Source organism: Candidatus Desulfolinea nitratireducens, from assembly GCF_982879505.1.
The window spans coordinates 4,380-17,242 of the sequence record NZ_CEYOSI010000023.1; the positions used below are offsets into that span (position 1 = coordinate 4,380).

A 12,863-nucleotide genomic window follows, 5' to 3' on the forward strand; every position below is an offset into this window, starting at 1 on the left:
CCAGCCGCGAAATTCAGGCGGGCGTGTGTAATGCGGTCCTTCGAGTAAACCTGAGGCATGCGAGTCGTTCGCGGCGCCGTTTTCATCACCGAGAACGCCAGGAATTAGCCGTGTGAGTGCATCGATCAGAATCAGGGCGGGTAATTCACCGCCGGTGAGGACATAATCTCCAATGGAAATTTCGTCGGTAACGAGATGGGTCCGGATTCGTTCATCCAGGCCCTCGTAGCGTCCACAGAGCAGAGCAAGTCTATCGTTCCGGGCGAGTTCCTGCGCCACATCCTGTGTGAAAAGACGCCCCTGCGGGGTTAAAAGAACGATGGGGCAAGCCGGCGGTGTCCCGAGCACATCCTCCACAGCTTCAAAAACCGGCTCAGGTTTCATGATCATCCCACCACCACCACCATAGGGGGTGTCATCTGTAACGTGGTGCTTATCGCGGGTCCATTCGCGGATATTATGGAGTTCCACGCCAAGGTACCCGTTTTGCTGGGCACGCTTCAAGATGCTGCTATTTAGATAAGGGGGGAATACTTCAGGGAAAAGGGTAAAAATGTCAAATTGCATGACTTCATTCTAGCCTTTTGTAGTTCGTGATGCAAGTCCATGTTTAGATATTTCGTGGAAAAACTTCACCACAGAGATTACGGAGAAAACCAAAGTAGGGCTTATGCATTTTATTAGTCCTTATTCCTATGCTCTGCGTTGGGGTATTGTAGACAAGCAGAAACGCCAAGCATTGCTGCATAAAAAAAATGTTTTTTTGCGTAAGTCCTGAAATTAAAACTTCGCGTTCTCTGGGCTTAACTCCCCTCTCATCCCGAAGCATCCTCGAAGAGGGCGCAAGCGGGAGAGGGGTTGGGGGTGAGGGTCTTCTTGCGCCCATCTCATCCCAATGGTAAGATGCGCACATGTATTTACGTAGAAATAAATGGTCTATGAACCGTCGTCGCAGGCGGATTAATTGGTTTTGGGTTACTGTCTTATTGACAATGATCTTTGCCGTGGTTTATTTTGATCGTTACGTGGCCCCAGACATCCAAACACCCTTTGTGGACACACCCACACCAACCCGTGCACCAGAATCTTTTATTTCGGAAGCGGAGCTTTATTTTGGGCAGGGGAAGCTTTTGCAAGCGATTGATTCTTACAAGCAAGCCATTCGCTCCCGCCCCGATGACCCAGCCTCTTATATTGCTATGGCGCGGGCACAAGTCTTTATTGGTCAATATGAAGAAGCCAAAACCAGCGCAGAAAACGCGATCCTGCTCAATCCCAACAATTCGATGGCGCATGCCGTTCACGCCTGGGCTCTTGATTTTCAAGGTGATTTTCTTGCTGCAGAAGCCTCAAGCAAAAGGGCACTTGAACTTAACCCAAATAATGCCCTCGCACATGCCTACTATGCTGAGATTCTGGTGGATTCTTATGTTTCCGGCTCTGGGCCTTTTGATTCAATCGAATTGGCAGTCGAGGCATCCCGCGTGGCACTCAGCCTGGCTCCTGAATTGATGGAAGCCCATCGGGCCCGGGCCTATGTTCTTGAAGCAACCGGAAATTACGAAGAAGCCATTCGTGAATATCAAACCGCGATCACCCTCAATGAAAATATCCCCGACCTCCATCTTGCTTTGGGAAGAAACTACCGTGCCCTGGGTGTATACGATAAAGCTATCGAAGAACTGACCCGTGCCAATGCCCTAAACCCCGCCGACCCCTTGCCCGATCTTTATATCTCGCGCACCTATGCCTCGATCGGAGAATATGCCAAAGCCGCTCAATATGCTGAGCAGGCTATCAAAGACGCTCCTACGGATGCTGCTTTGCACGGTAACCTGGGCGTAATGTACTATCATAATTTCCAATGGCCGGAGGCCGCTCAAGAACTGGGCCTGGCTATTTTCGGCGGCAGCCTCGGCGAAGACCAAATTATTGAAGGACTCAATCTCGATACGAATACGCGCACAGCCGAATATTATTTCACTTACGCAATCGTCCTCTCCAGGCTCAACCGCTGCGGTGAAGCGCTTCAAATTGCACAACAGATAATCGGCACAATTCCCAGCAACGAACTGGCTGTCTTCAATGCCAACGAAGCGATTAGACTCTGCCAGGAAAATCTTGATAATCCGCCCACCGCCACCAAAGAAATCGCTCCGGATGTTACTAAAGGAACACCCACCCCACAAGCATGAGTCGACAATCCAATATCTTTTTTCGCAAGCCAACCACCAACCCCTACCGTATTTTTCTTCTACTGGTATTCATTTTGGGTGGAATCTGGCTCATCCGCCAGGTGGAACTGGGGAATATCCAGCGTCCATTCCTGCCCACTCCCACGCCCACGCGCGTTGCCAAATCCTATGCCCTTGAAGGGGATGCCCAATTTGAAGCAGGGAAGCTGGAAGCGGCGATCACCGCCTATCAGGAGGCTACCCGTGTCGATCCTGCAAATTCGGAGGTATGGGCAAAACTGGCGCGTATTCAAACCTACTCATCCGTCCAACTTACAACAGATGACCAGCAGCGGGAGAGACTCCAGGAGGGGCTTGCTTCCATTAACAAAGCTGTTGAGCTGGCCCCGGATGATAGTACCGTTCATGCCATCCGCGCCTTTGTTCTGGACTGGAATGCGAATAGCATCCTTTTCGGAACCGAACAGGCCGCTGACTATCTCCTTGAAGCAGAGCAGGAGGCCGTTCGCGCCCTCCAATTGGATAATCAAAACACGCTTGCCCTGGCCTATTATGCCGAAATTCTCGTCGATGCGCAGAAGTGGTCACAGGGTGAACAATATATCAATCAGGCGGTTGAGCAGGACGACACACTCATGGATGTGCATCGGGTCAACGCCTATGTGCTTGAATCCCTGGGGCAATATAACCAGGCCATTCAGGAATATGACAAGGCTTTGGCAATTTCACCAAACCTCACCTTTTTATATCTGCGAGCGGGCGCAAATTATCGTCGGCTTGCATTTGACAGCCCCAATGGTGAAACACGGACCCAGCTTTACGAGAATTCGTTGGAATATTTTGCCAAAGCCGCCCGCCTGAATGAACAACTGGGCATTTTAGACCCCATTCCCTATCTCTCAATTTCCAAAACATATTCCCAGGAAGGGGAATTCTTTATCGCCGCCCGCAATGTTCAACGGGCACTGGAAATTGATCCCTCCAATGCAGATATTTATGGGCAGTTGGGAATCATCTATTTCAAATCACGCAACTACGAGGGATCGATCCCGGCATTAAAATGTACAATTCGTGGCTGCACAGCTGAAGAATCCTGTGAGGGACGCGGTGGCTGCGGCCCTAATGATACGCCTGCCTCCGTGATCGGATTGGATCTGACCCCAAATACCGTCGTCTATTATTACACCTATGGCTCGGTTCTCGCTGCGCTCAGCCGCCCCAAAGAAAATAATTGCGAGGAAGCGATGGCGGTAATGAGTGAGGTCAGGGCCGATTACAGTGACGACCGCGATATTATGGGGATTGTCCAGGCTGGTGAGGCAATTTGCCAATCATTGAATGAATAAAGGGGAGAAATCGGTATCGAAATATCACCACTCAAATTTTGAAGACGGGTAGCACTCCATTCGGGGCACAGGCAAGCCAAAAGATAAGCTCTCGGTGGCGTCCTTTGCGCAGGGGACATTTTTGAGATAGTTTCTTTATTTCAGAACAACTGCAACACACATCTCATTGATCTTTCAATATCAGAAATTTGTAAGAGTTTATAATCATCCCTTGACGCTGGTGAAGGGGGCAAGTATCATTCTGTCGCGAATTAGCACTCTGCCTCTTAGGGTGCTAAAATGATGTCTAAGGAAAATTTGCCAAAATGACCACGACCCTCAAACCCCTCAGCGACCGCGTCGTTGTGGAGCCGATTGAAAAAGACGAGATCACCGCTGGCGGCGTCGCCCTCCCTGAGACGGCGAAGGAAGAGCCCCAGCAAGGAACTGTCGTCGCGATTGGCCCCGGGCTCCGCGATGGAAATGGTCAGCGCGTTGCGATGGAGGTAGCCGTCGGTGACATGGTTTTGTTCGCCCGTTATGGCGGCTCGTCGCTCAAGCATAAAGGCAAAGAGTACCTTATTCTCCGCGAGGAAGAGATTCTCGCAATAATCGAAATTTAATGACGCTCTAGCCGGCGGCGCCCTAAAGGATGCTTCGCGAAGGACTCCGCCGAGAGCGAATTAAAACAAAAAAACTAATTTAATTTTTGGAGGATTTACCAATGGCAAAACAAATCGTTTTTTCCGAGGAAGCACGTCGCAAGCTTAAAGAAGGCATGGACGTTCTTGCCAACGCCGTCGCGACCACCCTCGGCCCCAAAGGCCGCAATGTTGCTCTCGACCGCAAATTCGGCTCCCCCACCATCACCCATGATGGTGTAACCGTTGCAAAAGAGATCGAACTCGAAGATCCCTTCCAGAATATGGGTGCGCAGCTTCTTAAAGAGGCCGCCACAAAAACCAACGATATCGCTGGTGATGGAACCACCACATCCACTGTTTTGGCACATGCCATCGTCACCGAAGGTCTCAAAACCCTCGCAGCTGGCTCCAATGCCATGCTCCTGAAACGCGGCATCGAAAAAGCATCCCACGCTGTTGCCGAGAAAATCAGCGAATTGGCTGTTGAAGTTACTTCAAAAGATGATATTGCCAATATTGCTTCCATCTCCGCCCAGGACCGCATCATCGGTGACTTGATCGCTGAAGTAATGGACAAGGTCGGTAACGACGGCGTTATTACCGTCGAAGAGTCGAAGGGCTTGCAGTTCGAGACCGAATATGTTGAAGGTATGCAATTTGATCGTGGCTACCTCTCCCCTTACTTCATCACCGATGCTGATAGCATGGAAGCTGTGATCCAAGACCCCTATATCCTCATCCACGAAAAGAAGATCTCCTCGGCCCAGGACCTCGTACCTTTGCTTGAGAAACTGATCCAGATCGGGAAACGTGACCTGGTCATTATCGCTGAAGATATTGACGGCGAAGCCCTTGCGACCCTCGTACTGAACAAACTGCGCGGTATGCTCAACGTCCTCGCCATCAAGGCTCCGGGATTTGGCGACCGCCGCAAGGCAACCATGCAAGATATCGCCATTCTGACCGGCGCTAACGTCATCGCTGAAGAGACCGGTGGCAAGCTCGATACCGCAACCATCGAAGATCTCGGTCGCGCCGTAAAAGTTGTCTCCGACAAAGAAAACACCACCGTTGTCAGCGGCAAAGGCGACGCAGCCCAGATCAAGGGTCGTGTTGAGCAAATCCGTGTTGAAATCGAGAAAAGCACCAGCGATTACGATAGCGAAAAACTGCAGGAACGTCTTGCCAAGCTCTCCGGCGGCGTTGCCATCATCCGTGTTGGTGCAGCCACCGAAACCGAACTCAAAGAGAAGAAACACCGTGTTGAAGACGCCCTCTCCGCTACCCGCGCGGCAGTTGAAGAAGGCATCGTTCCTGGCGGCGGTGTTGCACTGCTCAACGCAATGGTTGCACTCGAAGGTCTCAAAGGCGACAACGACGATGAGCAGACTGGCATCAATATCGTCCGGAAAGCACTTGTTGCCCCAATGAAAAAGATTGCTGAAAACGCTGGCAAAGACGGCTCCGTAATCGTTGAGAACGTCCGCCGCGAAAAAGATAGCAAAGTTGGCTACAACGTCCTTACCGAAGAGTATGTTGATATGATCAAAGCCGGCGTGATCGACCCCGCCAAAGTTACCCGTGGCGCGCTCGAAAATGCAGCCTCCATCGCAGCGATGATCCTGACCACCGAAGCGCTCATCACCGACGTCCCCGAAGAGGGCGGCGCTGGCTCCGGAATGCCCCCAGGCGGCATGGGCGGTATGGGCGGCATGATGTAAACCAAGTCTAGAAATACTAAAGTAGGGGCGGGTCTAAGACCCGCCTCTACTTTTTTGTTAAGGGTATAATTCCCGCAATGTTAAAATTTGTAAATATCCAATCACGCCTCCCTCTATTGGCAATATCCATCATCCTGATCTTATCCGCCTGCAAAGCATCTTCTGACTCCCTCACCCCAACGATTGCTCCCCCTACTCAACCATCTGCTCCACCCACAGCAACTGCTGTTCCGGCTGCGGCGACAGTTAATGGCGAGATTATTTCGCTGGATGAGTTCAACGCCGAGCTGCTCCGTTTTCAAGAAGCACAGAACGCGCTGGGAAAAACCGTGTCTGTTGAAGAGGCTGAAGGGCGCGTCCTTAACGATCTGACCGATCAGGTCTTATTCGCCCAAGCTGCCCGAAAAGCCGGATATACACTCGAAGATACCGAAGTGAAAGCTCGTCTCAACGCGTTAGCGGCGGAAATTGGGGGCGCAGAATCACTATCCACCTGGCTGGCAAACCATGGGTACACGGAGGCATCCTTCCATCAAGCCCTAAAACGGGCCATCGAAGCAGCCTGGATGCGTGACAATATCCTTACAACTTTCCCCAGTACCGCCGAACAGGTACACGTCAGGCAGATTTTGCTCTATAATCAGGAAACTGCAGATGAGGTTCAGTCGAGGTTGGCAGCAGGTGTTGATTTTCTGGACTTGGCTGCGGCCTACGATCCAAAGACAAATGGTGAGCTGGGCTGGTTTCCACGAGGCTATTTATTGGAGCCAAAAATTGAAGAGGTTGCCTTTTCTTTAGGGATAGGGCAACCCAGCGAAATAATATCAACAGATATTGGCTTTCATATTATTATGGTTTTTGAACGAGATAGCTCACATCCTCTTTCGCCAGACGCACTCCTGGCTCTCCAAGAGAAAGCTTTGCTTGATTGGCTTCAAGAAGAACGTGAAGCGAGTAAAATAGAGAACAAATAAGAATGAGTGCCATCTACAAAAATAAAAAGTCCTGCATTTTTTAAAAGGATGGAGAGTGTTTTATGGCCGATTTTGATTATACAGATGATAGTTTTGCGGATGGAGAATCTGGAAAGAAAAGCTTCAGCCTTGATATGCTGGATATTTTCTCAATCCTGACTTTGGTTGCAGCAGCTTGTATGGGCGCATATTTTTTGCTGCTATTCATTAACCCCTATACCGCGTTAAATCCATTGCCGCCAAATACACCCATCCCGCCGATCATTATCCCCTCCGCGACGATCACTCCCCTGCAATTGGACGAATTGTGGACCGAGACCCCTACAATCCAACCAACGATCACCCCAACTTCTCGGGCAACTTTTACGCCAATATCAACCCAAACACCTTTATATCTTATTGAACCAACATCCACTCCAAAACCGCCTGACCCAACGGCAACCCCTGGAATGCCTTTTACAGCGGAAATAAAATATGTTGATGCCACAATCTTTCATCCCGATACAAATTGCAATTGGCTAGGGGTTGGTGGGGTTGTACTAGATTTAAATGGTGCCCACTACTGGGGAGTTCAGGTTCGGGTACAGGGAACGTTAGTTGGTAAAACAGTTGATCTTGGTCCACAAATATCAGGGACAGCCAACTCATTTGGTTATGGAATTTCTGGTTTTGACTTTATGCTGAGCGATGTGCCATTACCTTCGGATGAAACCTTATTTATCCGCATCTTTGATCAGGCTGGATTACCCCTCTCGGATGAGATCCGCTTTAGCACCTTAGCAGATTGTGAAAAGAACTCGGTTTTTATTACTTTCAGACAAGTGCGCTAAAGAATAAGTAAATGCAAAGCCCCTCAAGGAAAACATCCTTGGGGGGCTTTTTCTTTAGCTATGTGTTTCTTGGTGGTGACCTAAACTTCTTTAGTAACCTGAGTTATGCTTAGCACAAATTCAGTGCGGACTCAACTCGTCAAAGCCCCTTCGGGGTTACAAACATCAGCCCGAGAGCTTCCATGTACTGAGGGAGGGCTTTTAGCCCGCATGAAGCTATTGGAAACATCTTATCCATAACTCAGACTCAGTAGTTTCTCAAAATGTTGGTGGTAAAGATACAGTCTCTGAGCGGAGATAAAGCGAAGCGCAATCGTAGTCGAAGAGCGGTTCTTGTAAAACCGTCCTTCGACTGCGCTACGCTCCGCTCAGGAACTGAATACTTTTGTAAGACAACTCTATTTTGAGCAATTACACTTCTATATTCCAGGCCGAATATTTGGGGTTCTTTGCGCGCACAATATCAAAGAATAGATCACGCAGTTTTGCAGCAACCGGGCCCATTTCCCCATTACCGACGGGGCGATGATCCACCTTTGTGATCGCAGTCACCTGTGCAGCAGTTCCCGTCATGAAGAGTTCATCACAAATATAAACCTCCGTGCGATCAATCGGGCGTTCGACGACTTCCATACCCAACTCTGCCGCTGCGAGTTCCATCACCGAGCGGCGCGTAATTCCTTCGAGGATATTCTCAGTCACCGAAGGTGTGATCATAACCCCATCCCGCACAATAAAGACATTCTCCGCGCTCCCCTCAGAGAGATGTCCAGCCTGCGTCAAGACCAGGGCCTCGTCAAATCCTGAGCGCATGGCATCTGTTTTGATAAAGGCTGAGTTGGCATAGGCCCCGCTGATCTTCCCACGCGCCGGGATGACGTTATCATCCAGACGCCGCCAGGAGGAGATCGTCACATGGGCGTTGGTATCGTTGGCCACATATTTCCCGAAAGGTAAGGCGACAATTGAAAAATCAGCCTCTACATCATGCAATTTCACACCGATCATCTCAGAAGATTTATAAGCCAGGGGGCGGATATAAACATCCTCACTAAAGCCACTTTTCTTTAGCAGATCGATGGTCAGTTGGGTCAGGCTCTCTGGTGTTTCATCAAATTCCATCAGCATCATCTTGCATGAATTTAAAAAACGACGATAATGATCATAAGGACGGAAAAGATATAATTTGCCATTCTCATCATTTTTATAAGCACGCACGCCACCAAAAACCCCTGTTCCGTAATTCAGCGCGTGGGTTAGAACGCCAACCTTTGCCTCTGCATAGGGAACAATCGCACCTTTAAAATAAGCATATTGGGGAAGATCCATCGAAAAATACCTCCAGTGGGAAATTTATTTTCCGCTGATTATACTGCAAGAGATCAGCGCGATTGAATTTTGATGACTTCATCTCCAGCAAAGGGGAGATCAAGTCCGACAGCATCCAATGCCATCACGCGGCTATTCGCAAAAAAGGCGAAGTCGAATTCGGTCCTGTCCCCGGCTTGCTTGCCAGGAATGGGCATCAGCCGCGCCGTGAGTGGTTTCGCCAACCGGAGAGACATTACCGCTATATCAAGCAACAAAGCCGCGATTTGCCCTCTGCTCACATCTCCGGCAAGGGGAACAGTATCCAGCCCCGTCCCGCAAACGGCGGAGTAGAGCAGCAAATCCTTGACTGTCAGTGACCCCTCCGCAGCGCGTTGGGCCAGGATTGAATCCTCGAGGACGGGCATCATCATCCCGTTGAAGCCGGTATGGGGAAAATCGGCGCGTTGAATGGATTCCGCTAAAATCGCCGCTGCCGCAAGTGAGCCATGCTGTCCCACCTTTGGGATCCCGAATCCTTCCATTGCACCGCCAAGCGAAATCGCATCATCGGGGAATGGGGCCAGGGAGAAATCAAGACCCAAGAATCTATGGTTCAGCGAGTCAGCGACTTGAGTCAGTTTTTTGCCATGTGATTCCAAAGATTTAATCAGCTTTTTCCGGCCCTCATCCACGGTTCGTTGACCATCGAAAGCATCCACCGCCAGATCGGCTGCTTCGAGGGCAAGGGCAAAAGCTGGCGCACCACCATCATGATAGGCAGCGGGGAAGAAGGGTCCGCCCGCGGGGACATTTGCCAGCGCGGTAAAACGGAGGTTAGCGAATCCGTCCGGGCTGAGAGTCGCGGCCCGGACGATCACCTCTGCACACGCTTTGAGGGCGGTCATTGAGATCCCTTTTTTAGCGGAGGCCATTTCACCGGAGAAAAAGATATTCTCGCTCGCTTCAATTGCCTCGGGGATGACGGCATAGCTCTGAGGCATTTCGGGCAAAGCGGGTCCGAGGGAGGCATACTCCGCATCCATATTTTCCATGGCGGAAGCAAGTTGATTGGCAAGCGCGGGCGTTTCATCCAATTTTGCCTTGCCAAGAATCTGCGTGAACGAGGGGGTTGCCAAACGCGTCGTCTGGACTTCGTATCCCGCACCCTGATAAGCAGATTTGGCATTTCGCAGGAATTCATCTGCCACGCGGAGTTTGGCCTCATTAAGCGGCCAGTCGGGATTGAAAAAATAGGTGATCGAGCGGATTTTCATAAGATCTTTCCTTTATGGTTTACAATCAGGTTGCATTGGATTTTATGCCGTTCATGGTCAAATCACAAGGAGGAAGAATGCCTTTTGTTGAGCTTTCTACAATTGAAGAGAGAGAAATTGTGCCCGGTTTTCATGGCACCTTTGTGCACGCCGAAAATATGAGCGCAACCTTCTGGAGAATTGAAGCCGGGGCGACTTTGCCCGAGCACGCCCATATCAACGAACAAATCTCAGTCGTGATCTCAGGCAAATTCGAGATGACACTTGATGGGGAAATCCGTCAACTTGAAGCGGGGACGGTTGCGGTAATCCCATCCAACATGAAGCATTCCGGGCGAGCGATCACCGATTGCCAGATCATGGATACTTTTTACCCTGTTCGAGAGGATTATAAATAAGGTCGGATGAGAAAACTAAAGCTCGTTTTAGCGACGCTAATAAGCGTTTTGCCTTTCAGTTTTCTGCGCGTCACCGCCTATCGAATTTTACTGGGCTACAAGATCGTGGATGCAAAACTCGGCTTTGGCACGATTATCGCCGTAGACGATGCTGAGATCGGAGCATGCCAAATCGGATGGGGAAATCTCTTTACTGGACCGATGAAGATGACAATCGGTAAAGGCGCTTCTATTGGACATCGGAACATTTTCTCCTGCGGTTACTGGACAACCCGCGCAGAACATGCTGGTGCGAATTACGCCCGAAACCTTGTCATCGCTAATGACACCTTAATTACATCCCAACATTATATCGACGTGGCTGGCACATTCACAATTGGAGCTGGTTCATGGATTGCTGGAATCGGATCCCAATTTTGGACACACGGTGCGGGAATCCTCGACCGTGATATTGCCATCGGTGAAAATTGTTATCTTGGTAGTGCAGTCCGTTTTGCGCCTGGGACGTCTATTGGAAATAATACCCTTGTCGCGATGGGGAGTGTGGTGACAAAGAAATTCAAGCTCGAAAATGCTATGATCGGGGGAGTTCCCGCAGGGGTATTGAAAGAAAGTTTTACTTGGGAGCAGAAAGCTCCCTAAACGAAAGTTTACCCTCCAGCCAACTCCATCACGAACATATCCAAAGATAAATCCAGGGTGGCCTGGCTTGTTTTGGCCTGCTCATCAATAACCAACAACTGCCTATAGATCGCCTCAAGTGTGGGCAGATCAAATTGACGAGCCTGTGACGCCAGTTTTTGAGCGATAAAGGAATGTACCTTAAGTTCCCCCTGCACATTTCCGTTTTTTTCGATCACCTCACGCGCCAACAAAAGCAGCCTGAATTGACGGACGACCATCCCAAAGATCGAGAAGGGATCCTGTTCGTCGAGCAAGCGATGCAGCATGGCCTGGGCTTCTTTCCCCCGATTGCTGCCCAGTGCATCCACAAGGGCAAAAATATCGCCCTGGGCGGTGGATACACTGACCAGTTCGACATCTTCGAGCGTGATCGGCCGTGCAAAATTAACATAGGTGAGTAATTTGGTGATCTCCTGCGCGGCCTGGCGCGTATTCTGCCCGGTCATTTCTGCCAGTCTCGCGGCAGCGCGACTCTCGATCTCTCCTCCCTGCTGACTGGTCTCCTGCTGAATGCGCGTTGTCCACTCGCCCGTTTTCCAGGCTTTCGGGAGCATAAAACGCTCGGTGCGGGCAATCTCATTCGCAGAATCCGCCCATTTCACCAGCCAGTGTTTGGCGGCTTTTTTCTCGTCGATCACTTCATAAAGGACCAAAACTGTGCTGGGAGGCACGTTCTCCAAAAAGGCTAAAAACTCTTTGCGTCCTTTAACTTTTGGATAACGCGCCGAGGGTTCTTCAAGCAAGACCAATCGCCGCTCGGCTAAAAAGGGGATCGAATTCACAGCCAAATTCAGTTCATCCATTCCCGCCAGACGAGCTTCCAGATGAGAGGTATTCATCCCATCTTTGTCCACCCGTTGCTGCACCTTTTGCAAACGCCGGGAAATGGCAAATTCATCGTTCCCATAGAGATAGAGCACACGGATGGTCTTTTCGGACATCTTATCCCCTGGTTGAAATTCTATGAAGAGCTGGGCGGATCTTCTGCACTGAGAGTATTTCCAGGGCCCCCATCTCCGCTTCGGTCGTGACCCTGGCTTGCAGTTTGGGACCCAGGGGTTTGCTCAGTCCCCAAACGAGGATCGCCAGAGGTAATATCAGGGGAATCCTCCATAAACGTCTGCGCATCGGCCCGCTGCCCGAAAGTCCGAACCAGGCCAGGGAACCGGCCAGCAAGCCGGAGGTCGCGTAATTGGTGCCGCAGCCGGGGTGAATCGCCAAGTCGCTTTCGCCAGCGCGGAGACGTTTGAGGGCCTCATCCGCCGCAGCGCGGAGATCCTCCGTATCCACATCACCCAGGATAACGAAACCGGTTGGGTTGGAATGTCCACCCAGAGGACGGGCAGGATATTTCGGCCCCAGAATTTTCAGGGTGGCGTGTTCAAGGGCGTGATTGCGACGGGTTTCGAGTATCAGGGGCAAATTGAGAAGAGACATTTTTAGCTCCAAATTTGAGATGCGCTGATTATACCCTTTAAAGAGAAAAGCCCCGTTCCTGTGAACGGGG

13 protein-coding genes are annotated in these 12,863 nt (G+C 50.4%); 8 read left to right on the forward strand and 5 right to left on the reverse strand.

Features of this window, described 5'->3' with window-relative positions; all coding sequences use genetic code 11:
* Positions 1-567 (reverse strand): tRNA (guanosine(37)-N1)-methyltransferase TrmD (trmD, locus tag AC3DOM_RS03495; RefSeq protein WP_487917636.1); only part of this gene is annotated, 567 nt, incomplete at its 3' end.
* A 371-nt stretch (positions 568-938) separates the two neighbouring features.
* Here trmD and AC3DOM_RS03500 point away from each other — a divergent pair.
* From AC3DOM_RS03500 to AC3DOM_RS03525, 6 genes are all read left to right on the forward strand, one after another.
* Positions 939-2,195 carry a tetratricopeptide repeat protein gene (locus AC3DOM_RS03500; RefSeq protein ID WP_487917637.1) on the forward strand — a complete coding sequence of 419 codons (1,257 nt, stop codon included), beginning with the start codon at positions 939-941 and terminating at the stop codon, positions 2,193-2,195.
* Positions 2,192-3,541, forward strand: a complete 1,350-nt coding sequence (locus AC3DOM_RS03505) for a tetratricopeptide repeat protein (RefSeq protein ID WP_487917638.1) — start codon at positions 2,192-2,194, stop codon at positions 3,539-3,541. The genes AC3DOM_RS03500 and AC3DOM_RS03505 overlap by 4 nt, the downstream gene beginning before the upstream one ends.
* 305 nt (positions 3,542-3,846) lie before the next feature.
* Positions 3,847-4,143, forward strand: a complete 297-nt coding sequence (locus AC3DOM_RS03510; protein ID WP_487917639.1) for a co-chaperone GroES — start codon at positions 3,847-3,849, stop codon at positions 4,141-4,143.
* Between the two features lie 101 nt (positions 4,144-4,244).
* Entirely contained in the window at positions 4,245-5,885 is a 1,641-nt protein-coding gene (groL, locus tag AC3DOM_RS03515) for a chaperonin GroEL (RefSeq protein ID WP_487917640.1), read from the forward strand.
* A 77-nt stretch (positions 5,886-5,962) separates the two neighbouring features.
* Positions 5,963-6,859, forward strand: a complete 897-nt coding sequence (locus AC3DOM_RS03520; protein WP_487917641.1) for a peptidylprolyl isomerase — start codon at positions 5,963-5,965, stop codon at positions 6,857-6,859.
* Between the two features lie 62 nt (positions 6,860-6,921).
* Positions 6,922-7,689, forward strand: coding sequence for a hypothetical protein (locus AC3DOM_RS03525; RefSeq protein WP_487917642.1), 768 nt, complete (start codon positions 6,922-6,924; stop codon positions 7,687-7,689).
* Between the two features lie 411 nt (positions 7,690-8,100).
* Here AC3DOM_RS03525 and AC3DOM_RS03530 read toward each other — a convergent pair whose 3' ends face one another.
* Positions 8,101-9,018: a branched-chain amino acid transaminase gene (locus tag AC3DOM_RS03530; RefSeq protein ID WP_487917643.1), complete on the reverse strand. Its 918-nt coding sequence runs from the start codon at positions 9,016-9,018 to the stop codon at positions 8,101-8,103.
* 53 nt (positions 9,019-9,071) lie between these two features.
* On the reverse strand, positions 9,072-10,274 hold the full coding sequence (locus tag AC3DOM_RS03535) for a DUF711 family protein (protein WP_487917644.1): 1,203 nt from the start codon (positions 10,272-10,274) through the stop codon (positions 9,072-9,074).
* Between the two features lie 77 nt (positions 10,275-10,351).
* Between AC3DOM_RS03535 and AC3DOM_RS03540 the strand changes: the two genes are divergently transcribed.
* Both AC3DOM_RS03540 and AC3DOM_RS03545 read left to right on the forward strand, forming a co-directional pair.
* Positions 10,352-10,672 (forward strand): cupin domain-containing protein, encoded by a 321-nt coding sequence (locus AC3DOM_RS03540; protein WP_487917645.1) that lies wholly within the window; start codon positions 10,352-10,354, stop codon positions 10,670-10,672.
* Between the two features lie 6 nt (positions 10,673-10,678).
* Positions 10,679-11,314, forward strand: coding sequence for an acyltransferase (locus AC3DOM_RS03545; RefSeq protein ID WP_487917646.1), 636 nt, complete (start codon positions 10,679-10,681; stop codon positions 11,312-11,314).
* Positions 11,315-11,322: 8 nt separating this feature from the next.
* Here the strand turns inward: AC3DOM_RS03545 and holA are convergent, their stop codons facing one another.
* Together holA and AC3DOM_RS03555 are read right to left on the reverse strand one after the other, a co-directional pair.
* Positions 11,323-12,297, reverse strand: a complete 975-nt coding sequence (gene holA / locus AC3DOM_RS03550; protein WP_487917647.1) for a DNA polymerase III subunit delta — start codon at positions 12,295-12,297, stop codon at positions 11,323-11,325.
* 1 nt (position 12,298) lies between these two features.
* Positions 12,299-12,863 (reverse strand): DUF6391 domain-containing protein (locus tag AC3DOM_RS03555; protein WP_487917648.1); only part of this gene is annotated, 565 nt, incomplete at its 5' end.